This is a genomic window from Acinetobacter bohemicus ANC 3994, assembly GCF_000367925.1.
Classification (GTDB): Bacteria; Pseudomonadota; Gammaproteobacteria; order Pseudomonadales; family Moraxellaceae; genus Acinetobacter; species Acinetobacter bohemicus.
On the sequence record NZ_KB849176.1, the window covers coordinates 38,074 to 62,238 of the forward strand.

General features: G+C 40.7%; 21 protein-coding genes and 1 pseudogene. 14 read left to right on the forward strand and 8 right to left on the reverse strand.

Annotation, left to right across the window (positions count from 1 at the left end; genetic code table 11):
• Positions 1–84: 84 nt before the first annotated feature.
• The gene (locus tag F994_RS12985) at positions 85–894 is read right to left on the reverse strand and encodes a cytochrome C assembly family protein (RefSeq protein WP_004650982.1); all 810 of its coding nucleotides are present in this window, start codon (positions 892–894) and stop codon (positions 85–87) included.
• A 138-nt stretch (positions 895–1,032) separates the two neighbouring features.
• On the opposite strand from F994_RS12985, the gene ffh reads away from it, so the two are divergent.
• Positions 1,033–2,442, forward strand: a complete 1,410-nt coding sequence (gene ffh / locus F994_RS12990) for a signal recognition particle protein (RefSeq protein WP_004650983.1) — start codon at positions 1,033–1,035, stop codon at positions 2,440–2,442.
• Positions 2,443–2,656: 214 nt separating this feature from the next.
• Positions 2,657–3,235, forward strand: a complete 579-nt coding sequence (locus tag F994_RS12995; protein ID WP_227574737.1) for an RBBP9/YdeN family alpha/beta hydrolase — start codon at positions 2,657–2,659, stop codon at positions 3,233–3,235.
• Here the strand turns inward: F994_RS12995 and F994_RS13000 are convergent.
• Positions 3,211–3,957, reverse strand: coding sequence for a type III pantothenate kinase (locus F994_RS13000; RefSeq protein ID WP_004650985.1), 747 nt, complete (start codon positions 3,955–3,957; stop codon positions 3,211–3,213). The genes F994_RS12995 and F994_RS13000 overlap by 25 nt on opposite strands.
• Before the next feature lie 9 nt (positions 3,958–3,966).
• Positions 3,967–4,725, reverse strand: a complete 759-nt coding sequence (locus F994_RS13005) for a biotin--[acetyl-CoA-carboxylase] ligase (protein ID WP_004650986.1) — start codon at positions 4,723–4,725, stop codon at positions 3,967–3,969.
• 30 nt (positions 4,726–4,755) lie between these two features.
• Between F994_RS13005 and F994_RS13010 the strand changes: the two genes are divergently transcribed.
• From F994_RS13010 to ligA, 5 genes are all read left to right on the forward strand, one after another.
• Positions 4,756–5,565, forward strand: a complete 810-nt coding sequence (locus F994_RS13010; protein ID WP_004650987.1) for a sulfite exporter TauE/SafE family protein — start codon at positions 4,756–4,758, stop codon at positions 5,563–5,565.
• A 381-nt stretch (positions 5,566–5,946) separates the two neighbouring features.
• Entirely contained in the window at positions 5,947–6,642 is a 696-nt protein-coding gene (locus F994_RS13015; RefSeq protein ID WP_004650988.1) for a GntR family transcriptional regulator, read from the forward strand.
• Positions 6,643–6,652: 10 nt separating this feature from the next.
• Positions 6,653–10,105: a chromosome segregation protein SMC gene (smc, locus tag F994_RS13020; protein WP_004650989.1), complete on the forward strand. Its 3,453-nt coding sequence runs from the start codon at positions 6,653–6,655 to the stop codon at positions 10,103–10,105.
• A gap of 1 nt (position 10,106) precedes the next feature.
• Positions 10,107–11,036 (forward strand): cell division protein ZipA C-terminal FtsZ-binding domain-containing protein, encoded by a 930-nt coding sequence (locus F994_RS13025; RefSeq protein ID WP_004650990.1) that lies wholly within the window; start codon positions 10,107–10,109, stop codon positions 11,034–11,036.
• Between the two features lie 90 nt (positions 11,037–11,126).
• Positions 11,127–13,160 carry an NAD-dependent DNA ligase LigA gene (gene ligA, locus F994_RS13030; RefSeq protein ID WP_004650991.1) on the forward strand — a complete coding sequence of 678 codons (2,034 nt, stop codon included), beginning with the start codon at positions 11,127–11,129 and terminating at the stop codon, positions 13,158–13,160.
• Positions 13,161–13,567: 407 nt separating this feature from the next.
• Here the strand turns inward: ligA and F994_RS13035 are convergent, their stop codons facing one another.
• Entirely contained in the window at positions 13,568–14,632 is a 1,065-nt protein-coding gene (locus tag F994_RS13035; protein WP_034697334.1) for an SDR family oxidoreductase, read from the reverse strand.
• Between the two features lie 337 nt (positions 14,633–14,969).
• On the opposite strand from F994_RS13035, the gene ftn reads away from it, so the two are divergent.
• The gene (ftn, locus tag F994_RS13040; RefSeq protein WP_004650994.1) at positions 14,970–15,434 is read left to right on the forward strand and encodes a heteropolymeric bacterioferritin subunit Ftn; all 465 of its coding nucleotides are present in this window, start codon (positions 14,970–14,972) and stop codon (positions 15,432–15,434) included.
• A gap of 145 nt (positions 15,435–15,579) precedes the next feature.
• Here the strand turns inward: ftn and F994_RS13045 are convergent, their stop codons facing one another.
• A complete protein-coding gene (locus F994_RS13045) occupies positions 15,580–16,152 on the reverse strand; it encodes a peroxiredoxin (protein WP_004650995.1) in 573 nt (190 codons plus the stop codon).
• Positions 16,153–16,287: 135 nt separating this feature from the next.
• Here F994_RS13045 and F994_RS13050 point away from each other — a divergent pair, with 135 nt between their 5' ends.
• The 6 genes from F994_RS13050 to bioD all read left to right on the forward strand — a co-directional run bounded on the left by F994_RS13050 (position 16,288) and on the right by bioD (position 21,354).
• Entirely contained in the window at positions 16,288–16,611 is a 324-nt protein-coding gene (locus F994_RS13050) for a DUF6176 family protein (RefSeq protein WP_004650996.1), read from the forward strand.
• Between the two features lie 27 nt (positions 16,612–16,638).
• A complete protein-coding gene (locus tag F994_RS13055) occupies positions 16,639–17,358 on the forward strand; it encodes an alpha/beta hydrolase family protein (RefSeq protein ID WP_004650997.1) in 720 nt (239 codons plus the stop codon).
• Positions 17,359–17,453: 95 nt separating this feature from the next.
• Positions 17,454–18,746 (forward strand): adenosylmethionine--8-amino-7-oxononanoate transaminase, encoded by a 1,293-nt coding sequence (bioA, locus tag F994_RS13060; RefSeq protein ID WP_004650998.1) that lies wholly within the window; start codon positions 17,454–17,456, stop codon positions 18,744–18,746.
• The gene (locus tag F994_RS13065) at positions 18,743–19,912 is read left to right on the forward strand and encodes an 8-amino-7-oxononanoate synthase (RefSeq protein ID WP_004650999.1); all 1,170 of its coding nucleotides are present in this window, start codon (positions 18,743–18,745) and stop codon (positions 19,910–19,912) included. The genes bioA and F994_RS13065 overlap by 4 nt, the downstream gene beginning before the upstream one ends.
• Positions 19,913–19,936: 24 nt before the next feature.
• Positions 19,937–20,716 (forward strand): malonyl-ACP O-methyltransferase BioC, encoded by a 780-nt coding sequence (gene bioC, locus F994_RS13070; protein ID WP_004651000.1) that lies wholly within the window; start codon positions 19,937–19,939, stop codon positions 20,714–20,716.
• Positions 20,713–21,354 carry a dethiobiotin synthase gene (gene bioD, locus F994_RS13075; protein ID WP_004651001.1) on the forward strand — a complete coding sequence of 214 codons (642 nt, stop codon included), beginning with the start codon at positions 20,713–20,715 and terminating at the stop codon, positions 21,352–21,354. Before bioC ends, bioD begins: the two co-directional genes overlap by 4 nt.
• Positions 21,355–21,757: 403 nt before the next feature.
• Here bioD and rluB read toward each other — a convergent pair.
• From rluB to F994_RS13090, 3 genes and pseudogenes are all read right to left on the reverse strand, one after another.
• Positions 21,758–22,609 (reverse strand): annotated as a pseudogene (gene rluB, locus F994_RS13080) (23S rRNA pseudouridine(2605) synthase RluB); the annotation flags it as partial.
• A 41-nt stretch (positions 22,610–22,650) separates the two neighbouring features.
• A complete protein-coding gene (scpB, locus tag F994_RS13085; protein WP_004651004.1) occupies positions 22,651–23,241 on the reverse strand; it encodes an SMC-Scp complex subunit ScpB in 591 nt (196 codons plus the stop codon).
• Entirely contained in the window at positions 23,238–24,032 is a 795-nt protein-coding gene (locus F994_RS13090; protein WP_004651005.1) for a segregation and condensation protein A, read from the reverse strand. Before F994_RS13090 ends, scpB begins: the two co-directional genes overlap by 4 nt.
• Positions 24,033–24,165 lie beyond the last annotated feature (133 nt).

A 24,165-nucleotide genomic window follows, 5' to 3' on the forward strand; every position in this document is an offset into this window, starting at 1 on the left:
TTTCTATTGAATGATCACGTTCCACGCATGATATTTACGTCACGCTCCACATTTTTTAATCAGTAAAACGAAACAAAAAAGACTTTACCTACCTAAAACCATTTCCAGCACAAACTTAGAACCAATAAAACCAATGGCAAGTAGCATAAAACCAATTAAAGTAAAACGAATGGCTTTTTGACCACGCCAGCCAAATTTGTAATGACCAATTAAGAGTGAGCCATAGACAAACCATGAAATAATGCTAAAGGCCGTTTTATGGGCTAAATGTTGGGCAAAAAAGTCATCAATGGTAAAGAAGCCGAAACCTAACGCAATGGTCAGTAAAATAAAACCAGTAATGATTAAATCAAATAACAAGGATTCCATTGCTTGAAAAGAGGGCAGTAAATTGACCCAAAAGCGTTTCTTCTGTTTGTTCTTTAATTCACGATCTTGGAACCATAAAATAACCGCTTGTATGGTCGCCATGAGTAAAACAGCATAGGCAGATAAAGACAAAATAATATGTACGTCTAAACCAAACGAATGCTGTTCAATGAATTGATTTTGTTTACTTAAAGCAAAACCTAAGATTAAGCCCGTTGCGGCAACAGGAATGCCAATTAAATTCAATGCCAAAATGGGGCGAAAGGTACTAAAGATTAAGCTCAGCAATAACATAAGCCCAGATGTAAATGACATGAGGACAAATACGTCATAATTTACACCCAAAGGAGTCAACATATCGTTATATAGAACACCGGTATGTAGCAGTAATCCTAAGCCCAGTACAAGCCCGACAAACCAATGGTTTGGATCACGTTTTGACATTAAGTGGATAAACAAATACCAAAAAGATGTGGTATAAGCGATTAATGCTAAGATCGTGTAAACCAAGGGGAGACTGATCATGTCAAACCTTTTTCAGGATGATGAATATTCATTTATATAAATTCTATGCGAACTACAGTATCCTATAGCATCTTATGCATAAATTTTCTATTTTAAGAAAGATTTTTTTGCAACTAGCAATTTTAAGCGGATTTTGCAATGTTTGATACCTTAACAGAACGACTCACGCAGAGTTTAAGAAATGTTACTGGCTCAGGGCAGCTAACCGAAGATAATATTAAAGATACGTTACGTGAAGTACGTATGGCACTTCTTGAAGCCGATGTTGCGTTACCTGTAACTCGTGAATTCATCGCGAAAGTTAAGGAAGAGGCATTGGGTCAAGAAGTGATGACGCAGTTATCACCGGGCCAAGCTTTCGTAAAAATCGTCCATGACGAATTAACAAAAATGATGGGCGCAGCGAATGAAAGCCTCGACCTTGCGGCAAAGCCACCTGTAGTGGTTTTGCTGGCTGGTTTACAGGGTGCGGGTAAAACCACCACTGCGGCTAAACTGGCACGCTTTTTACAAGAACGCCAAAAGAAAAAAGTTGCGATGGTTTCTGCCGACGTTTATCGTCCAGCAGCCATTAAACAGCTAGAAACTGTGGCAGGCGAAGTTGGCGCACATTTCATTGCATCGACTGCTGATGAAAAGCCAATTACCATCGTTACACGTGCGATCGAACAAGCCAAAATTCAGTTTGCTGATGTTTTGATTGTCGATACCGCAGGTCGTTTACATGTCGATGAAGACATGATGGACGAAATTAAAGAGCTTCACGCAGCGATTAACCCAACTGAAACCTTGTTCGTGGTTGATGCCATGACGGGTCAGGATGCGGCAAACACTGCAAAAGCCTTTAATGATGCTTTACCGCTTACCGGTGTGATTTTAACCAAAACCGATGGTGATGCCCGCGGTGGTGCAGCACTTTCTGTTCGCGCAATTACGGGTAAGCCAATTAAATTCTTGGGTATGGGCGAAAAGCTCGATGCTCTAGAGCCATTCCATCCTGAGCGTATTGCACAACGTATCTTGGGTATGGGTGACGTACTTTCTTTAGTCGAAGAAGTTGAACGCAAAATCGACAAAGAAAAAGCCGAAAAAATGGCGAAAAAATTGCAAAAAGGCGGCAACTTCACTTTTGAAGATATGTTGATGCAATTTGACCAAATGAATAAAATGGGCGGCATGATGGGCTTCTTAGACAAGTTGCCGGGCATGAGTAATTCAGGTATTCAAGATGCAATTGCACAAGCGAATCCTGAAAAACAAGTGAAAAAGATGGAAGCGATTATTCAATCGATGACTGTCAAAGAGCGCCGTAACCCTGACTTGATGAATCCAAGCCGTAAAAAACGTATTGCAGCAGGCTGTGGTATGGATGTGGTTGAAGTCAATAAATTGATTAAGCAGCATGCGCAAATGGCGAAAATGATGAAGAAATTTGCCAATCCGTCAGGTATGGCAAAAATGATGAAATCACTGAGTGGTATGCAAAAACAATTCGGCGGTGGTGGCGGTATGGGACCATTGTTCGGTGGCAATGATCAGAAGAAATAATCTTTTGATTGTTGTAAAAAAGGCGCTTAATGCGCCTTTTTTTATTTAGTAGTCATTGTGGCTGAGATAAGACAGGCAGGAATTATTTGAATCACGATTTATAGATGCAGCAAGGTAAAATTACAAAATACTCATATTTTTTGTTGCTAAAAAAGTACACTATTTCAGGCTGTTATTTCCTCAATTCTAATAAGAAAAATAATGGCTTATGAATATGCAGCAAAAGAAAATTTATATTATTCATGGTTATCAAGCGTCTAGCACTGATCATTGGTTTCCATGGCTGAGCCAGAGCATACAACAGGCAGGGCATGTTTCTAAACGTATCGTATTGCCTGAACCCAATCGACCCGAATTCCAGCATTGGCAACAGGCGCTACACATGCAAATTCGTGAGTTGGATAAAAATACCATTATTGTCGCGCATGGTTTAGGTTGTATCAGTGTGCTGCATTATCTGAATCAACATTTTAAAAATAGAGGCCAGAAAATTAAGGCGGGAATTTTTATTTCTGGATTAAAGTCCAAGTTACCCAGCCGACCTGAGTTAGATGATTTTATCGCACAGGCACGTTTGGATAGTGGTTTGTTACAGACCAAAATGCCTTTGAGTTTGCAGTTGGTGTCGAGTGACGATCCTTATATTCCACCGCCATTGGCATTACAATTTGGGCATTTTATTAATGCCCAAATACATGTGGTAAAAGAAGCGGGGCATTTTATGCGTCAAGATGGATTTACCGAATTTCCGCAATTATGGACATTGCTTCAACCAATACTGGTTTCGGGATAATGTTGAATAAAAGACTGCAAGCCTTTGAGCAATAAATCTGGCTCAATATTGGGCTGATATGGTGCAAGAAACTTGGCAAATAAAGCAGCATCACCACCGGTTAAGATTAATTTTCGTGGTGCTTGTTGCAACACTTTCTCGATTGCACTGACCAAACCTAGAACAATACCGTGATGCACTGCATTAATGGTATTGCGTCCCGGTGTCAGCTCATCAAAAGCCGCATCAGGAATTTTAATGCCTTTGGTGTTTTGAATCAGTGAATCGCGTTGCAAATATAGATTCGGTAAAATATAGCCACCTAAATGCTGTAAACCATCAGCAAGGTCAATGGTTAAAGCCGTGCCACAACTAATGATGCAATAATTTTGCTCGGGGTCAGTTGCGACTGCTAAAACTTGCAGCCAACGATCAATTCCCAGTTGCGTGGTATCGTCATAACCGCAACTTAGACCTGCATATTCAGCATGAACTTTGGCAAAGACCACAGGAATGTTGAGGCTTTTTAAGATGCGCTGAATACGGTCATTATTCTTTTTGTCTTGTACCGAAGACACGCCGACATTGTGCAGTTTAAGGGCTTTAAAGTGTTGAATCAGACCTAAAAGTAAATCTGCTGGAGACTGCAAATGCATTTCTGCCGCATGCTCGATCACCTGATTGTTATCGGTAATCCAATATTTGAGCCGCGTATTGCCAATATCTAACCATAAATTCTTCATTGCATTTCTCTAAAGAGAGGTTTCTAAGCGCCGTAAGCGCCCTTGATAAAATTGTTGTACACCTGCACTGGTTTCAATGTTCACCGCACCATCATCTTGAATACCGATAAAAATACCGGAACAGAGTCCTGAATGATGTTCAAATTCAACAGCTTGATTTTTAAATGCTGCATAGTGGTTAAAACGGACAGCAAGGTTATAACAATCATGATCAAACCATTCACTGGCTTGTTGAATGGCCATATATAACTCGGCAATCAATTGGGTACGAGAAATATTGGTCAAGCCTAATTCACTTAATGATGTGGCATGTTGGTCAATGTTTTCTTTGGGGATAGGTGCAAGATTGATGCCGACCCCGACAATGACTTGATGGGGAGAAAGCGGTTCAACTAAAATGCCGCCCCATTTGCCTTGTGTACTATAGAGATCATTCGGCCATTTGACTTGCAGATCTAAGTTTTTAAGACTCGGCATTTGCAAAATATTTAATGCAATTTCAAGGGCAAGTCGCCCATCAATGGGTGTTCGTGTATTCAGCAATGTGCTTAAATAGATGTTCCCTTCAGGTGATACCCACTGTCGTTGACGTTGTCCACGACCTTGAGTTTGCTTTGTGCTACAGACTAAAACGCTGTGTACGCCTTTGAGTGCAATTTCACGGACATCATCATTGGTTGAAGCGGTGACGGGTTTCAGTATTAATACTTCTGGGCGCTGATGAGCGTCGTCGAGGATTTTTTGCAGTTGTCGAGTCTCTAAATCCATTTAAATCTAAGCAGCAGTGGAATGTGAATCATGGAGTTAATCATATATTTATTGATTGGTGCAATGGCGGGTTTTGCTGCTGGCCTATTTGGTGTCGGTGGCGGACTCATTATTGTCCCCATTTTATATATTGTGTTTACCCAGTTACATTATGATCCTTCGGTAATTATGCATTTGGCTGTTGGTACGTCTTTAGCGACCATTATTGTGACCTCGATTAGCTCTGTTTCGGCACATTACAAACGTGGTGCTGTGATGTGGGATGTATTTCGTAATTTAGCACCGGGTCTGGCTTTCGGCTCATTTTTAGGTGCGGGTGTTGCAGATTATATGTCGGGTCAGGGGTTGCAATTGCTGATCGGTTTTTTTGCGCTTTGGGTGGGATATGGCATGTTTAACGGTGCAAACAAGCCTGTTGATTCTTCTCGGCATTTACCGGCTAAAGGCATGCAAATGCTAGCCGGTGGCGGTATTGGGATTGCATCGGCAATTTTTGGTATTGGCGGTGGCAGTCTGACCGTGCCTTATTTAAATCGTCATGGTGTGGTGATTCAAAAAGCAGTGGCAACGTCGGCAGCAGGGGGATTACCGATTGCAATTGCCGGTGCATTAGGCTTTATGTGGTTTGGCTCGAATGCAACCGTTGAAATACCGCATAGCATTGGTTACGTGCATGTTTATGCCTTTATTGGGATTAGCGTGATGAGTTTTATGACCGCGAAACTTGGGGCTAAAGTGGCACATAAGTTGTCGCCAGCCATGCTCAAAAGATGTTTTGCCTGTCTGTTAACGGTCGTCGGTTTATATTTTATTTACCAAGGCTTTTCGAGCTATTTTTAAGGTTGTAAATTAAAATGCTCATCTAAGAATAAAGATAGATGGATTAAGCTGCACTAGGATGAGCTTGTTCACATTTTTTTTCTGTTGTTTTTTTCTGTCATTCGGGATGCTGTATCGCTCAGATTTTTGATCAATATACTTTTTTCGTACCATCGTCAAAAAAAGAATGAAGGACTCACAAATACAATTTAAGTCTATTTTTAGATAGGAATGGGCTTCTCATTCAAGTGAATGATTTAATTCTTTTAAAATTGACTGTATAGACTTAAAAATTGTCTGACAATGTCATTTTCTTTAGGGTTACAATTGCGTAAAAGAGAATATCAGTCAGTATTATGACCGTTTTTCGATTGCATCTTATAAAAACAAGATAGGAATAGTATGCACGAACAGGGGAAGGAGAGTTTGTCCGAACAAATTGCCAAACATATTAGTGAGCAAATTATTCGTGGTGAACTGGTAGAAGGTGAACGCATCCAAGAGTTGCGAATTTCGGCTGAACTTGATGTTAGCCGTGGTTCTGTACGCGAAGCACTATTGCTATTAGAGCGGACACAGCTGATTGAAATTTACCCACGTCGTGGTGCCGTGGTGTCCGAAATGTCTGCACAACAAGTGCGTGCTTTATTTGATATGAGTGCTTTGCTTTTGGGACAAATTGTTCAGCGTATGGCCGAAGCTTGGCGCACGCATGAAGCTGAAAGAATTCAAGCCTTATTGGCACAATTACATGAAGAAACCCGTCAGGGGCATACTGAAAAATTCTATGATTTAATCTTTCAGGGTTTAGCACGCCAACACGAGATGGTTGGTAATCCCTATTTAATCAAGTTCTATCAAGAGTTACTGCCGTCCTTGCGTCGCAGCTATTTTTTAACCTTAAACATCTCTCGCCGTGAGCTACAGGAATCATTTGAATTGTTTAAGTTGGTGACTGATGCAGTTTTGATCCGAAAATCACAACAAGCTACTTTATTTATGGATGATTTTTGTCGACACTTGCGTAACCTTGTGTTGGAATCTCTAACACGGATGAAACAAATCGAACTTGCATGGGCAAGACGTTCACGACGTTAATCAGGACATTATGCGTTTAAGCAGCTTAAAACTTTCCGGCTTTAAATCTTTTGCCGATAGTACGACTTTACACTTCAAGGCGAATCGTACCGCTGTGGTTGGGCCAAATGGCTGTGGTAAATCGAATGTGATTGATGCCATTCGTTGGGTCATGGGTGAATCAAGTGCACGGCAACTGCGTGGCGGTAGCATGCAGGATGTCATTTTTACCGGGACTGCGAAACGTAAACCTGTCGGTGTGGCAAGTGTTGAATTACGCTTTGATAATACCTATGGCAAGCTCGGTGGTACATACAACGCCTACAATGAATTGGCAGTGCGTCGTCAGGTTAACCGAGATGGTAAGTCTGAATATTTCTTAAATGGTACAAAATGCCGTCGTCGTGATATTACCGATATTTTTCTGGGTACGGGTCTAGGGCCACGTTCATATTCGATTATTGAACAAGGCATGATTAACCGTCTGGTCGATGCCAAGCCTGATGAAATGCGCGTGTTTATTGAGGAGGCTGCGGGTGTTTCACGTTATCAGGCGCGTCGTCGTGAAACTTTATTGCATCTCGATCACACCACACAAAATTTATCGCGTTTGGAAGATATTAATGCGGAACTGAAGTCGCAGCTAAAAACGCTAAAACGTCAGTCTGAAACAGCCGTGCAATACAAAGAACTTGAAACTCAGATTCGTACCATCAAAGTTGAAGTATTGTCGTTTCAATGTGAGCAAAGCAGCCGCTTGCAACAAGAATATACCTTGCAGATGAATGCCTTGGGTGAAAGCTTTAAGTTGGTTCGCTCCGAACTGAGTACCTTAGAACATGACTTAACGGCAACCAGTGAATTATTTCAACGTCTGCTTCAACAGTCCACGCCTTTGCAAAATGAATGGCAACAGGCAGAGAAAAAACGGTCTGAATTGAAAATGACACTGGAACAAAAACAGTCTTTATTGCATCAAAATACCTCGACTTTAACGCAGTTAGAACAACAAAAATTACAGACCAAAGAGCGACTACAGCTGATTGAATTGCAAATTGAAACCTTGCAAGCACAATATGAACAGCAGAGTGAACAATTACAGCAGCAAGAACAGCAAAACCAAGATCAAAGCCAAACTGTGGGTGCTTTGAAAGCACAGCAACAACAGGTGCAACAGCAATTTGAATTGATCAAAATTCAGGTGGATAAACAACAACAGCAAAAAATGCAAATGTTGGCGCAAAGTGAACAATTAGCCAAAAATATTTCCCGTATAGAACAGCAAAAACAAACTGTGCAGCTACAAGCAGCGCAAATCCAACAGCAAAATCAGCATGATGATATTGAACAGCTCGAGCAGGAAAAAGTTCAACTGAGCCAGCAGATTGAGCAGCTAGAACAAAATATTCAAACTCAGAAGCAAATTTTAGAACTTGCACAGACAGGGTACGCGCAGCAAAAAAATGATGTTGCAAGTTTGAAGTCAGCGATTCAGGTGTTGCAATCGGAACAAAAAAATCTGAATCAATTGCTGATTAAAAACAGTCCGAAAATACAGAATGACGCTGTGCAGTTGATGCAGCGATTAAAGCTAAAAGATCAAGCCAAACCGTATGCCAATTTAATTGAAAAATTTTTGGCAAAATGGCTTTCTGCACAAGTATTAGATGCAAATACTGATTTCACTGAAAATATTGCCCGTCAGCTGAAAAGCAATGTTGTGCAAAATCGGATTCAGTTAGCAGGTTTAGCGTGTTTAGCCGATTGGATTGAGTCACCACAGCATTCCATTTGGCAGCAGGTGGCCGTGGCAGACACGCTAACTCAGGCCTTGTCTTTGCAAAGCCAGTTGAGCTTAGGACAGTCCATCTTAAGTTTGGATGGCTATCATGTCGGTGTAGATTGGGTGATTGGTTTATTTTACGATGAAGCCAGCCAAGCGGGGCAAGGGGCACTCAGTCATCGCATTCGTTTAGATGAAATTGCAATAGCACTGGCCCAGCAGTTACCACAGCTTGAAGCGGCTGAACAGCAATTGCCGCAAGCTATACAGCATATTCAAACCTTGCAAAAAAACATTCACGATCAGCAAGAGACGTTAAAGCAGCAACAAAAGGCATTGCAACAGCTCGATGTCAAAATAGTGCAAATACAAAGTACCGTTCAGGCATTTTCAGTGCAAAAGCAACAATTGCAAAATCAGTTACAGCAACTGGATGAGCAATTGGAAGAAGATGCCATGCAAAAAGATGATTTGGAAATTGATTTGCATGCCTTAAATTTGAAATTGGAGCAGGCTTTACCGCATTATAAAACCATGCAATTTCAAGTGGAAGAACTCACCGAGCAGCTTGAAAATACTCAACAAGTTTGGCAGCAGGCACAACAAGAATTGGAGTTGCTGCGTCGTCAGAGCGCGCAAACTGGACAGCAAGTTGAGTTACTGGAAAAAGATGCTTCATTCTTAAAAGCGCAATATCAACAAATTATGCTGCAAATGGAACAGGCGAAAAATTTTGTTGATCCTGTGCAATTGGAATTACCCGCACTGGAGTCACAATTTAATCAACAAGCCCAAGTGACAGAGAAATTGCAAAAGACTTGGCATGAATGGCAAGTTGAACTGAATAATTTGCAAGAAAAACAGCAGTCTTTGACCGAGCAGCGTCATCAACAGCAACAACAAGATGAAAAATTACGTGGTCAATTGGAAGAAAAACGTCTGGCTTGGCAAGTGGCGAAATCTGACTTACAGCATTATTCAGAACAATTGGCGGCTTTAAATTGTGACGTCATAACAGGTTTAAGTATTGATTTACTGGCACATCAACAACAGCTAGAAAAAGCACAACAGCGCTTTGATAAGTTGGGTGCGGTGAATTTAGCTGCTTCGGAAGAATATGAAGAAGTATCGAAGCGTTTTGCCGAGCTGAGCCACCAAATTGAAGACTTGGAAAAAACGGTCGATCAATTAAAAAATGCCATGAAAAGCATTGATCAAGAAACCCGTAAATTGTTTATGACCACTTTCGATCAAGTCAATCTTGAGCTACAAGATTTGTTCCCTAAAGTATTTAATGGTGGGGAAGCGAGTTTAAGCCTTGAAGATGACTGGCAATCGGGTGTAAAACTAATGGCTCGTCCACCGGGTAAACGTAACAGTTCTTTGGCATTATTGTCTGGTGGTGAGAAAGCGCTCACGGCATTGGCATTGGTGTTTGCAATCTTCCGTTTAAATCCAGCACCGTTCTGTGTTTTAGATGAAGTGGATGCGCCTTTGGATGATGCCAATGTGGGAAGGTTTTGTAATTTGGTAAAAGAGCTTTCTGAACAAGTACAATTCATTTACATTACTCATAATAAAGTTGCAATGACGATGGCAACCGATTTGTTAGGTGTTACCATGCCAGAACCCGGTACATCAAAATTAGTCACTGTCGATTTGGAACAGGCAAAAGAATACGGTTTAGTCGCGGAGTCATAATATGGAAGTCACAACCGTCGTTGGTATTGTTATCGCCGTTATCATTATGTTATTCGGTTTAAGAATGCTGTTTAAAAAACCTGCTGATGCAGCACCTTCATTGGATTCAGAACTGCATGTCGACTCAGATAGCCAGCAGCCTGTGATTCCTCGTCATGTACGTGATCAATTGCAAAATGCCACAGAAGAAGCGTCAAGTGCTGAACCGACTCAAGATTTAACCAGTAGCGAAGCAAAAGCTGAAAATGCTGAGGTTAAGGCCGTTGAAGCCAGCAGTAATGCTGAATCAGCTGTAGATTCGCTTGAACCTGAACTGGCTAAGGCGGTCGATGTGGCAACTGAACCATCTGCTCAAGTGAAAAAAACTGAAGCAAAAGAACCCGCAGAATTTAGCCTGAATGCCAATATCGCCAAAGCTGAAATTTCAGAGTTTGAAGAAGAAAGCAGCATTTTGGATGAACACTTACATGAACAGCAACGCGTTGATGAAGAAAGTGCATTATCCACTGCGGTTGAATTCATTGCGTTAAATATTTATCCAGAGCGTCGAGTACTTTCAGGTGAAAAAACCTTAAAAGTGCTGCTTAAATATGGTTTACGTTTTGGTGAAATGGCGTGTTTCCATCGTTATAGTCAAGATGACAGCAAATTACTTTTTTCTGTTTTACAAATCACCGATGAAGGTGCGGCAGGCTTTGACCTTGAAACTTTGTCTACTGAACAAGTCAAAGGTTTAGCATTTTTCTTAGCGTTGCCACATAGTGACGTACAAAATGCCTTTGATACCATGGACAGTATTTCGCGCTTAATTGCCCGTGAAATTGATGGCACTGTTTACGATCAAAATAATCAGGAGTTTACGCCGCAGTTGCGTGAGCAATGGCGTCATCAAGCGATTGACTATCGTTCAGGACACGCAGCAGAAGTTTAGTTTGAAACAGAAGCACTCGATTTCTATAATAGCGAGTAGATAAAATTTTTTAAGGGCGGAAAATAGACCGCCCTTTTTTATGGTGAAGAAATGACTCAAGATTCAACTATCAAAGCGCAAATGCGTCAATTGATCCAAATTTTAGCCAAGCATAATCATGCTTATTATGTCATGGATCAACCGACCATTGAAGATAGTGAATATGATCAACTGTTTCATCAATTAAAAGCGTTAGAACAGCAATATCCAGAATGTATACAAGCCGATACACCGACCAATAAAGTGGGCGGTAAAGCGCTGCCTAAATTTGAAAGTATTACTCATGTTGTGCCGATGCTGTCATTGGGTAATGTCTTTAATCAAGAAGATTTATTTGCATTTGCACGTCGTATTGAAGAACGCTTGCCGAATCAAAAAATTCAATATGATGTCGAATTAAAATTTGATGGCTTGGCAATTTCACTTTGGTATGAAAACGGGATATTGGTTCGTGGTGTGACCCGTGGCGATGGTGAAACCGGTGAAGATATTACTCAAAATGTTAAAACCATCCGTAACTTACCGAAAGTTCTTTCATCCGCTCAAGTTGCTGTTCCTGCACTGTTAGAAGTACGTGGTGAAGTGCTCATGCCTAAAGCGGGCTTTGAGAAACTCAATGCGGAAAATGAAGCCAAAGGTGAAAAGACTTTTGCCAATCCACGTAATGCCGCAGCAGGCAGTTTACGTCAGTTAGATCCTGCGATTGCGGCGTCTCGTCCTTTGGCCTTTTATGCCTATGGCATTGCACAATGTGAGCCAAATCATGGTTTAACGTCAATGTCAGCAAGCTTGCAGTGGTTAACCAATTTTGGTTTTGCTGTCGGTGAGCGCCATTTTGTTTGCGATAGTATTCAAGACGTCCAAGAAAAGTATGAACAGATCAATGCAGAACGCCCAAACTTAAGTGTTGAAATTGATGGCATGGTGGTCAAAGTCGATGATTTAAAACAGCAACAACAGTTGGGTTTTCTAAGTCGTGAGCCACGTTGGGCAACTGCCTATAAGTTTCCAGCCGTTGCTGCTTTAACCACGGTTGAAAATATTGATTGGCAAGTGGGGCGGACGGGAACTTTAACGCCAGTCGCACGTTTAAATCCAGTTGCTGTGGGTGGGGTTACGGTATCCAATGTGACGCTGCACAACATTGGCGAAATCCATCGTTTAGATGTTCGTGTTGGCGATACAGTCAGTGTATACCGTAGTGGTGATGTGATTCCCAAAGTCGAAAAAGTTTGGCCTGAATTTCGTCCTGATCATGCAGTAGAAGTTCATTTACCCGAAAATTGTCCAGTCTGTGAGTCGCCTGTGGTGATGCCTGAAGGTGAAGCACTGGCACGTTGTTCGGGTGGACTCTATTGTGCAGCGCAACGTATTGAAGCAATTCGTCATTTTGTTTCACGTAAAGCACTAGATATTGAAGGTTTAGGTGATCGTTGGGTGGAATCTTTATTGCACCTTGACCTGTTAAAAAATGTCGCTGATATTTACAGCTTGCATGAGCATCGTGAGCAATTACTAACGATTGAAAAAATGGGCGAGAAGTCTGTTCAAAACCTATTTGATGCAATTGAAAATAGTAAAAAAACCACTCTTGCTGCTTTTATTTATGCTTTGGGTATTCGCGGTGTAGGTGAAACCACAGCACGCATGCTAGCCAATACGTTTCAAACTTTGGAAGCATTACAAAATGCTGATATTGAAACATTAAAGAAAACACCTGATGTGGGTGATATTACCGCAGAATGGATTATTGATTTTTTCCAAGCACCGCATAATTTGGAAGTGGTACAGCGCTTACTTGAAGCAGGTATACACTGGGATGCGCCGATTGCGCCAACACGTCAGCCGTTAAACGGCGAAAGTTGGGTGATTACAGGCACGCTCAGCCAAATGGGGCGTGATGAAGCAACACAAATGCTGCAAGCTCTAGGGGCACGGGTGAGTGGTAGTATTTCCAGTAAAACTAAATGTTTGGTTGCTGGTGAAAAGGCAGGTTCAAAACTTGAAAAAGCTGAAAAGCTAGGTGTACACGTGATGAATGAGCAAGAATTTATTGCCTTAATGGCAGACTATGGGCAAATTTAAGCTGTATTGAATTTATAAAAAAGCCACCGAATTGGTAAAACCAGTCAGTTAAGAAATTGACTGGCTTTTTTTATTTTAAACTCATGATGTTATTCGATACGCGGAAACGTCATCCGCAACTGTTCGAGGCAAGACTACTTTGGAAAAGTAAGGTTTCTGCGATTAATTGATCAATAAAAGGGATTTGACGAGTTCTGCGGTGAGGCGCACTGCGCCGCAAGATGCCTTTCTTGCGAACTCAAAATATATTTTGAGGATTCTCATTTGGGCTTATCCAAAGTAATGAATGAGCTCCAAGTGTTTGATTTAAAGATATAAGACTCCGTTGTGAATAACTAAAAAGCTAAGGAGTTAATTGTAAACCCCTTAACTGATCAGCATTACCGCGAATTGGTGGCTTTTTTAGCTCAAAGGTATTTTTTCACCACACCATCATCGAGTAGCTGTTGAAAATGTTCAACCAAACTGGTTTCAATATTATAGTATTCAATGCCAAATTCTTGCTTGCTCTTATCGGCATTGAAGTAAATTGGATAGCCCATATTCAACTCGACAAAGTCTGTAGAAAACCCGATCAATGGACCAAAAATTTTAAAGGCAGCTTTAGGTAAATGATTACGAGGGAACGGGAATTTATGCCCAAAGTTTTGACGTAAAATTTTCCCCATTTCCAATAAACTGAGTGTGCCACCGCTAATAATATAACGACCTTGAGCATCGGCTTTAAATGCGGCATGGATATGCGCATCGGCAACATCACGCACATCGACAATACCATTCCACATTGGTGGTACGCCTAAAAGCGTCATACCATTGGTAAATTGTTGCAAGACTTCGACACTACCCGATTGTGTATTGGGTGTTAGAGACGGGCCAAGAACCAAAGCAGGGTTAATACAGATTAAATCCCAACGGTTTTGTGCCTGTTGCATGTCCCAAGCTTTACGCTCTGCCATGACTTTAGAATAGGGATAAGGTTGATGGGTTTCAGAACTACTGGTATTCCAATGTGACTCATCAAAGGCATTATTTTCAGTTTTTAGAATGTCGATTGCATCGCCATAGGTAGAGGCAATGCTAGACGTTACAACCACACGTTTCACTGACTCGGTTTTATTGACACTGTTCAGGACATTTTCTGTACCCAAAACAGCAGGTTCAATAATGTCTTTTACCGCATCTTTAAAGTTGGTGACGACAAAAGGCGAAGCCATATGTAAAACGATTTCACAGCCCTGCATTGCTTCATCAAAAGAATTTTTTTCCAGTAAATTGGCTTTAAAGAGTTTAAGCGTACCCGTACTTTGCGCTGCAATTTTTTCCAAATGGGCAAAACCCGATTTTTTATTCAGATCACGGACGGTGGCATGCACCTGATGACCTTGTTGGAGTAGTTTTTGAATGACCCAACTGGCAATATAACCAGTTGCACCAGTCACTAAAATTGGAGCTGTATTTTGAGGAGATGTCATTTTTAAGCCATTGTTATTTTCAAGTATATGCATAATAGTCAGAAAAAAGTGGCTTGTCTTGGGCTAAAGGTGAAACTTGCGAGTCAGAAAAGATAAATTTGCCTAGATCGTGATTGGTTACAAAAAATTATACTTTTAAATAGAGCAAAAAATGATTCGGATTTGAGCCATAAAAACTGCAACAGCTTGTTTTATAAATAGGAATTTGATGGTTTAAAGTGCAAATGCGTATGTTTCTCATTTTTATTTTATAAAAATCATAAACTTACATAATTTTTGCTTTGCATTGAGGGGGAGTTTTGCCCATAATATTAAAAAAGAGTATGGAGTATTTGAAATGCGTGGCAATCCAGAAGTCGTAGACTATCTAAATATGTTGATCGGTGGCGAACTGGCTGCTCGTGATCAATATCTCATTCATTCTCGTATGTATGAAGATTGGGGTTTAACTAAAATTTTTGAACGTATCGATCATGAAATGCAAGAGGAAGCAGCGCATGCTGATTCGATTATTCGCCGTGTCTTATTTTTAGAAGGCACACCGAATATGAATCGTGATGATATTGAAACAGGTGAAGATGTGGTGAGCTGCTTAAAAGCAGATTTAAAACTTGAATATCATGTCCGAGATAAACTTGCGCAAGGTGTGAAACTTTGCGAAGAAAAGGGTGATTACATTACGCGTGATATGCTTCGTCAGCAAATGTCGGATACTGAAGAAGATCATACTTATTGGTTAGAAAAACAAATTCGTTTGATTGAATTGATTGGTTTACAAAACTATATTCAATCACAAATGTAAGATTTTAGTTTTACATAAAAAAAGCTCAGTGTTTACTGGGCTTTTTTTATTGCTGCTATGAATGGTTACAAGCTTGATTTAAGTGATGAGTTATCTAATCCATGACGTTGAATTTATTTGTCATTTGGGATGAGCTGGATTGAACTTATTTTTTAGAAAATTTTTGAATATCTGCTAAAACCTGAGCGGCGTGGGATTGGGTATTTACGCTATTGTAGTGATAAACAATAGTTCCTTTTGGATCAATTAAAAAGCTCTCTCGTTTTGCTATTTTAGTCACACCTAAATTTCGCACAATCCCAAATTGATTGGCCAGTTGGTGATTGTTGTCTGCCAGAATAGGGAAAGGTAAGCCTAATTTTTCAGAAAATTTTTGATGAGATTGCACATCATCTAAGCTGACCCCAAGAACAACGGCATTGCTTTTTAAAAATTGTGGATACAGTGCTTTAAATTGATTGGCTTCTTGAGTACAGCCGGGTGAATTATCTTTTGGGTAAAAATAAAGCACGACCCATTTGCCTTTATATTGGCTTAATTCATGCCACTTTTTATTTTGATCCTGTAACTTAAACATCGGTGCAGGTTTGCCAACCCATTGCTTTTGTTGAGTATCGGTTTTGGTAAAAATAGAGTTTTCCGCATGGCTTAAAGTGGAAAATCCAACGGATGTGCTGATACAAACCAAGCCAATGCCAAAGAATTTTGTATAGTTCATATCGTTTACTTTTTATTGGAAGTGAACTCAGTTTAGCAGAGTTTAGAATGGTGCAGTGCTGGAAATTGCTCAGGTTTTTTGCATACAGCAGGTATGTTATAAAGATGAATCAAAATTATAAAATAAGAGCAATGTATGGATGTCGGTGCGGTATTAATCAAATTAAAGCCTGCTACTTTGGATCATGTTGAAGCATGGAAAAAAGAACTGAATGAGCGTAAAGATGAAGCGATAGAAACACTTCGGGCAGAAGGTGTGCATGTGGAATCGTGGTTTCACTTGGAATTAGACGGTCAAGATTATTTGTTAGCTTATATGCGGGCGGATGATATTGCACAAGCTCAGCAAATCGGTCGAAATAGTCATTTCCGGATTGATCAGGTGCATAAGCAATTTAAAAATAATTGGGCCAAGGTTTTTCCCGCAAAGTTATTGCTAGATTTGGAAAATAATGCTTAGTTTATATTTTTTAATTTGGGGCTGATTGTGAAACAACGTATTTTACTGATTACAGGCTGGGGCGGGGGCACGAATCTCCTGCATTCATTACAACAAGCTTTGCAACAGCAAGGTCATCAAGTTGAGCTGATCAATATCTTTAATGCTTTTGATCAAGATGTTTTGCAACATAAGACTGAATGGGCGCGTCAATTTGATGTAATTATCGGTTGGTCTTTAGGTGGGCAGCTTGCCAGTCTTTTGGTGGATGAAATTGAACAACATTATGCTGAACAAAAGATTTTAATCACTCTGGCATCCAATCCTTGTTTTGTCGCCAATAACACATGGCAAACGGCTATGCCACCACAGACCTTTCAGGTTTTTAAACAATCCTTTGAACAGGATGCAGTTGCAACACTGAAAAAATTTGGCTATATGGTTTGTCAGGGTGTAGAAAGTAGCAAAAAAGACTTCATTACCTTACAAAATTTAATTCAGCCACAACAAACGCAGTTGCTTAAACAGGGTTTAGAATTACTGGAAAATTTAAATATTGTCGATATATTAAAAAATTATCAGGGCAAGCAGTATCATATTTTTGCAGAGCAGGATGTTTTAGTTGATTGCAAAGTTATCCAAAATTTCCAACAATTCGACGCAAAATTTTTGCAGGTAGAGCTTATTCAAGGTTCACATGGTTGTCCTATCTTTAAAGTTGAACTGATAACTGACAAAATCTGCCAATATTTACAGAAAATGAATTAAACATGCTGATAAGTGGCAAATATCGCAATTTATTTTTTATCTGTGCAGGTTTAAGATCGACAAAATAGATTTTTGCTGTAGCTGTGGAGTTAAGGATGACTGAATTAAATGATCTGCAATTTGATCTTGAACACATCTGGCATCCCTATACCTCCATGACCAAGCCTTTACCGACCTTTAAGGTAAAGCAGGCCTATGGTGCAACCATTGAATTAGATGATGGTCGTCAGTTGATTGATGGAATGTCATCTTGGTGGTGTGCTATTCACGGTTATAACCATCCAGAATTGAATCAGGCGGTAACCGATCAATTACAGAAGATGTCGCATATCATGTTTGGTGGTTTCACCCATGAACCTGCCATTGAACTGGGTAAACTTCTGCTCCAAATTACTCCGCCTAGTTTAGATAAGATTTTCTATGCCGATTCAGGCTCTGTGGCAGTAGAAGTTGCCTTGAAAATGGCAGTGCAATACTGGGCTTCGCAAGGGAAAAAAGAAAAAAGCAACTTTGTCACACCCCGTTCGGGCTACCACGGCGATACATGGAATGCCATGTCCGTCTGTGACCCTGTGACAGGCATGCATCAAATTTTTGGTTCAAGTTTACCGAATCGTATTTTTGTCCCTGCACCGCAAGTTGGTTTTTATGATGAGTGGGATCAGGCTGATATTGCTGAACTGGAACAGACTTTGGCTGAGCATCACCAAAGCATTGCGGGACTCATTTTAGAGCCGATTGTGCAAGGTGCAGGCGGCATGCGTTTTTACCATCCTGAATATTTGCGTCAAGCCAAATTACTCTGTGAAAAATATAATATCTTGCTGATTTTTGATGAAATTGCCACGGGTTTTGGGCGCACAGGTAAAATGTTTGCATGGGAACATGCTCAAGTTGAACCTGACATTATGTGTATTGGTAAGGGTTTAACGGGCGGTTATATGACGTTGTCTGCGACCTTAACCAGTAAAAAAGTCGCGGAAACCATTAGTCAGGGTGAAGCAGGCGTGTTTATGCATGGTCCTACGTTTATGGCGAATCCTTTGGCATGTGCTGTAGCAGTCAAAAGTACCCAAGTGTTATTGGCGCAAGACTGGCAAGCCAATATTCAGCGCATCAAACAACAATTATCCACGTATTTACAGCCCTTATCACAGCTAGAATATGTACGGGATGTGCGTATTTTGGGCGCAATTGGCGTGGTGGAACTGACGTTTAATGTCGATATGAAAATCTTGCAACAAGAATTCGTGCGTCGTGGCATTTGGATCCGTCCATTCGGAAAATTGGTCTATGTGATGCCGCCGTACATCATCACGGAAAATGAACTTAAAACTTTATTAGAGCAACTGGTTGAAGTGGTTGAACAGATGGAGCATTCGGCATGAGTCAACTTGAGCAACATCTTGATCATTATTCAGCGCAACTTGAGCAATTAAAACAACAAGGGAATTTACGTCAATTTACTTCGAATATTCAGCATGGTCGCACGATCCAAATTAACGGTCAAAGCATGCTGAATCTTAGCTCGAATGATTATTTGGGTTTAGCTTCAAATCTTCATTTACGTGAACAGTTTTTCGATCAAACACCGAATGATTTACGTATTATGAGTTCATCTTCATCTCGTTTATTAACAGGGAATTCTCCTGCATATGAACAGCTTGAAGCAAGTTTAAGTCAGGCATTTTATGGACGATCAGCGCTGTTATTTAACAGTGGTTATCACATGAATATTGGCATTTTACCTGCATTGAGTGATGCAAAAACCTTAATTCTTGCAGATAAACTGATTCATGCCAGCATGATTGATGGCATCCGTTTGTCGTCGGCTAAATATGTGCGTTATCGTCATAATGACTTGAATCATCTAAGTCAACTTTTACAAAAATATCATGCCGATGAAAGCTTTGATCGCATTATTGTGGTGACTGAATCCATTTTTAGTATGGATGGCGATGAGACTGATTTAGGTGAATTGGTGCGGATTAAACAGCAATTTAGCAAAGTGATGCTCTATGTGGATGAAGCGCATGCGATCGGTGTCCGTGGCGAGCAAGGTCTGGGCTGTGCGCAACAATATGGCGTGATCAATGAGATTGATTTTTTGGTTGGTACTTTTGGTAAAGCTTTAGCATCTGTCGGTGGCTATTTGATTTGTCATGCCATCATTCGTGATTATTTGATTAATAGCATGCGCCCCCTTATTTTTAGTACGGCACAACCCCCCATTTGTATGGCGTGGACAAATTTTATTTTCCAAAAAGTTTTAGAATTGAATCAGCAGCGTCAGCATTTACAACAGATTAGTCAGTATTTACAACAAGCAATACAAGCTAAAGGTTTTGATTGCCCATCGACCTCGCATATTGTGCCTGTCATTATGGGGGAGTCGCAAAAAACGGTAAATAAAGCCAAAGCCTTACAACAGCAAGGTTTTTATGTTATGCCTGTACGTCCACCGACGGTGCCGCAGCATGGTTCACGGTTGCGAATTTGCTTAACTTCGCAACTGAATCAGGCTGATTTGGATCAGTTGGTTGCGTTGTTGTGAGTACTTTGCTGTGAGTGATGTATTGTGAAAAACCTCAATATTGATAAAGCCCAAGTCGCTCAGCGTTTTGAAAAGGCGGGACAAAGCTATACGCAGCATGCCGTGGTGCAAAAGCAGATTTGTCAGCATTTATTGGAATTGATGCAGAATGATTTGCCCAAAACAAAGCTTGATCGTGTCTTTGAAATTGGTTGTGGCTCGGGTAATTTAAGTCATTTGTTGATGCAAAATTTTCAGTTCAATCAATTGATCTTGAATGATTTATACCCTGAAGTTCAGCAGCATTTTTCTGAATCAAAGCCACTGGAATGGTTAATCGGTGATATTGAGCAGTTGCAATTTCCCCAAGATTTAGAGGTGATCGTTTCTAGTTCTGCATTGCAGTGGATATTTGATTTAGATGCGATTTTTAACCAATGTTCAGATGCTTTAATCGATGAAGGTTATTTATGTTTTTCCACGTTTGGACAGCAAAACCTGAAAGAAATTAAAGCATTAACGGGACAAGGTTTAGACTATCTTGATCTTGCAACGATTGAGGAAAAACTGATTGCTCAGGGCTTTGATATTGTTCATCTATCTGAAAATATCGAAACTTTAGCTTTTGAGCATCCCAAACAAGTGTTACAGCATTTAAAAGCCACCGGCGTCACGGCAACCGCGTCCAAGCATCGTTGGAGCAAACAGTCGTTACAACAGTTTTATTTAGATTATCAACAATTTTCAAATCTGGATTCGTTGGGTCAAGCAAGTTATCGCCTGAGCTATCATCCTATTTATTGTATTGCACGGAGAAAGCCATGAGCGCACCTGTATATTTTATCAGTGGTATTGATACAGGGATTGGCAAGACCTACACGACAGGTTATTTGGCAAAATTATGGAATGAGCAGGGGCAAAAAACCATTACCCAAAAGCTGATTCAAACGGGTAATGTTGATATTTCTGAAGATATTGAACAGCACCGTGAAATTATGGGCATGGGCTGGTTTCCTGAAGATCAAAGTAAACTGACCATGCCTGAAATTTTTACTTATCCTGCATCGCCCCATTTAGCCACGCAGATTGATGGTCGTGAAATTGATTTTCAGAAAATTGCTGATGCAACCCAGCAGCTCACTGAAAAATATGATTTGGTGTTGCTTGAAGGTGCCGGTGGTTTAATGGTGCCTTTAACCTCAGAATTACTGACCATTGATTATATTGCGGAAAAAAGATTCCCTGTGATTTTAGTCAGTTCAGGGCGTTTAGGCAGTATTAATCATACGCTTTTAAGTCTAGAAGCTTTAAAAATCCGTGGTTTAGAACTGTATGCTTTGGCCTACAACTTAAATGATGAATCGCAAGATGCCTTGATTTCTCAAGATACTGCAGCTTATTTAAAGGCGTATTTGGCACAGCATTTTCCAAAAGCACTGTGGATTGATATTCCAGTCCTTTAAATTTTTTCTTCTTTTTTTGAGTTGAAAAAAGTGGAAGGTATAAAAAAGCCACTCATTTGAGTGGCTTTTATTTAAAGCAATTTAAGTATTAAAACTTCTTAAAGCCTTTATTGATACCAAAAGGTTTGCGTGGAGCAAATTTGTTTTCACCACGGTTTTCGTTAGCCATGGTGTTACCGTTACGATCATTGTTAAAACGATTGCCACGGTTGTCGTTACGTTGTTCTGAACGATCAGTGCGCTGCTCTGAACGATCATTGCGGCTGTTAAAGCGGTTATCGCTATTGCCTTCTGTACGAACAGGACGATTATTGAAACGGTTGTCACTGCGGTTATCAGGACGTGCATTTTCAGTACCAGTTTGGCGGTGGTCACGACGCTGTTCAGGTTGCTGTACGTCACCTTCAGTATCGCGGCGTTGTTGGCGTAAGTAGCCACCACGACGTGCAGCCAGTGGTTTGTCTTGCATACGTTCGTTACGGCGTTTTGCCATACCGAAAAGACCGGTGCCTTGACGTGGTTTTAACTCAACAGATTTGGTGAGGTTGTCGATATCGTTTTTATCCAGTTCCATCCAACGACCCGTACGAAGTTCGCGAGGAAGAATTACCGTGCCGTAACGAGTACGAAGCAAACGACTGACTTTTAAACCTTGAGATTCGAAAATACGACGAACTTCGCGGTTACGACCTTCTTTAACCACCACTTGATACCAACGGTTAATCCCTTCGCCGCCAATTTCAGAGAATGACTCAAATTTAGCTGGACCATCATCCAGAACAACGCCTTCAGTCATGTTCTTTTTGAGTTGAGGTGTGACTTCACCCATCACACGTACAGCATATTCACGTTCAATTTCATTTGATGGGTGCATCAAACGATTCGCCAATTCACCATCATTTGTGAAGAGTAAAAGACCAGTTGAGTTAATATCGAGACGACCGACCATCACCCAGCGATCACCAGGAATAGATGGAAGTTGTTCGAATACAGTCGGACGAGACTCAGGGTCATTGCGCGAACAAATTTCACCTTCTGGTTTGTAGTAAATTAGCACACGACGACGAATTTCGTCTTCAATTTGGAATTGGACTTTACGACCATCGATGCGAAGCTCATCAGTTGGTTCAATGCGTTCACCGACTTGGGCAACACGTCCGTTGATACTGACACGACCTGCGGCAATGACTTCTTCCATATAACGGCGAGAACCCAAACCAACACGTGCAAGCACCTTTTGTAATTTTTCACTCATGACAGCATAACCTTAGAAATTATCATCAACAGTTCACCTATTTATGACTTCGGTGCGTGAACATCGAGAACCATAAAAGCTTCCTTGGCATCCTGTAGGGGAGGCAGCTGACCTAAAGATGCTAGGCCAAATGCATTTAAAAATTGTGGCGTTGTAACTAACAACGCAGGTCTTCCCGGGAGCTCTCTGCAACCAGATTCTTTAATCCAGTTCCAATCAAACAATGATCTTAATATTTGACTATTGTTTGAAACTCCACGAATTTGTTCAATATCTGCTCGGGTTACAGGTTGGTGATAAGCAATCACAGCCATGGTTTCGAGCATTGTTGGCGATAAGCGCGTTGGTCGCTCTGGCCAAACTTGAGTAATGATATTACGATATTTGGCACGAACCTGAAAACGGAAACCTTCAGCGGTTTCAATAAGTTCGATCGATCTACCATGTTGTAGCATAGCCAGTTGTTGTAAGAGTTGACGCAATTCGGCTTTGCTATATTGATTTTGTAGTGCTTCTTTTAAGCGTGCGAGCGAAACAGCGGCTTCACTGGCAAAAATAATCGCTTCGAGTTGCATTAAAATTTCATGTTGATTGTCAGCAACAGATAGTGGCGCAGTTTGATGATCAGTCATGCTTGCACTCCTTGAATCGCCAAAGGGGCTTCAATACCTGTTGCAATAATATTAACTTTTTGTTGTCGTGTCAGTTCAAGAATGGCCATAAATGTCACGACCATGCCCATACGACCTTGGCTTGGTTTGAGTAAAGCATCAAAATGTAAAACTTCACCAGAGCGTAATTTATATTCAATAAAAGCGATGCGTTCTTCTAGCAGCACAGGTTCTTGTTGAATTTGGTGAATGATCGGTTCTGGTCGATTAAACACACAAAATAAAGCATCACGTAACAGACCAATATCATAGCCTTCGTTGTTTTGTGCCACTTGACCAAGACTTACATGCGCTGGGAACGTATCACGTTCTAGAATTGGCAATTGACCCAGACGTTCAGCTGCTTGTTTAACACGTAAATAGGTTTCAAGGCGGTCAATCAGTTGTTGTTTTGGATCTTTCTCAATCACCATAGATGACGTTGCTTTAGGCAGCAAAAGCCGAGATTTAAGATCGGCCAATAATGCTGCCATCACCATATAATCCGCAGTCAGTTCAATATTGAGTGACTTCATTGCATCCATGTAAGACAAATACTGTGCTGCAATGGGAGCAATATCAAGTTGTAATAGGTCGAAACCGCTTTTTTGAATGAGATAAATTAAAAAGTCGAGTGGTCCTTCGAAATGTTCTAAAAGAATTTCAAATGCAGCTGGAGGAATGTATAAATCCTCAGGAATCGATTCTTGCCACTCATCCAGAACACGGATGTGTGAAGTTTGCTCCATAGGATCATGGATGGGTTGATTCATTACAGTTATAGGCCACGCGAATTTTCAAAGGCATGAAGATGCTATTTCGGATCAGCTTTCAGGATGGATAAGTATGATGAGAAAAAGCACAGAATTAATTTGCGTAGTCTAAAGGAAAACACGCTTCAAATAA

Coding starts and splice junctions, on each gene's coding strand:
- F994_RS13065 (WP_004650999.1), top strand. CDS start 18,743: ATGAGTCAACTTGAGCAACATCTTGATCATTATTCAGCGCAACTTGAG.
- scpB (WP_004651004.1), bottom strand. CDS start 23,241: ATGACTGATCATCAAACTGCGCCACTATCTGTTGCTGACAATCAACAT.
- F994_RS13015 (WP_004650988.1), top strand. CDS start 5,947: ATGCACGAACAGGGGAAGGAGAGTTTGTCCGAACAAATTGCCAAACAT.
- F994_RS13045 (WP_004650995.1), bottom strand. CDS start 16,152: ATGAACTATACAAAATTCTTTGGCATTGGCTTGGTTTGTATCAGCACA.
- F994_RS12995 (WP_227574737.1), top strand. CDS start 2,657: ATGCAGCAAAAGAAAATTTATATTATTCATGGTTATCAAGCGTCTAGC.
- F994_RS12985 (WP_004650982.1), bottom strand. CDS start 894: ATGATCAGTCTCCCCTTGGTTTACACGATCTTAGCATTAATCGCTTAT.
- F994_RS13000 (WP_004650985.1), bottom strand. CDS start 3,957: ATGAAGAATTTATGGTTAGATATTGGCAATACGCGGCTCAAATATTGG.
- F994_RS13090 (WP_004651005.1), bottom strand. CDS start 24,032: ATGAATCAACCCATCCATGATCCTATGGAGCAAACTTCACACATCCGT.
- ffh (WP_004650983.1), top strand. CDS start 1,033: ATGTTTGATACCTTAACAGAACGACTCACGCAGAGTTTAAGAAATGTT.
- smc (WP_004650989.1), top strand. CDS start 6,653: ATGCGTTTAAGCAGCTTAAAACTTTCCGGCTTTAAATCTTTTGCCGAT.
- F994_RS13005 (WP_004650986.1), bottom strand. CDS start 4,725: ATGGATTTAGAGACTCGACAACTGCAAAAAATCCTCGACGACGCTCAT.
- bioA (WP_004650998.1), top strand. CDS start 17,454: ATGACTGAATTAAATGATCTGCAATTTGATCTTGAACACATCTGGCAT.
- F994_RS13025 (WP_004650990.1), top strand. CDS start 10,107: ATGGAAGTCACAACCGTCGTTGGTATTGTTATCGCCGTTATCATTATG.
- ligA (WP_004650991.1), top strand. CDS start 11,127: ATGACTCAAGATTCAACTATCAAAGCGCAAATGCGTCAATTGATCCAA.
- F994_RS13035 (WP_034697334.1), bottom strand. CDS start 14,632: ATGACATCTCCTCAAAATACAGCTCCAATTTTAGTGACTGGTGCAACT.
- F994_RS13050 (WP_004650996.1), top strand. CDS start 16,288: ATGGATGTCGGTGCGGTATTAATCAAATTAAAGCCTGCTACTTTGGAT.
- ftn (WP_004650994.1), top strand. CDS start 14,970: ATGCGTGGCAATCCAGAAGTCGTAGACTATCTAAATATGTTGATCGGT.
- bioD (WP_004651001.1), top strand. CDS start 20,713: ATGAGCGCACCTGTATATTTTATCAGTGGTATTGATACAGGGATTGGC.
- F994_RS13010 (WP_004650987.1), top strand. CDS start 4,756: ATGGAGTTAATCATATATTTATTGATTGGTGCAATGGCGGGTTTTGCT.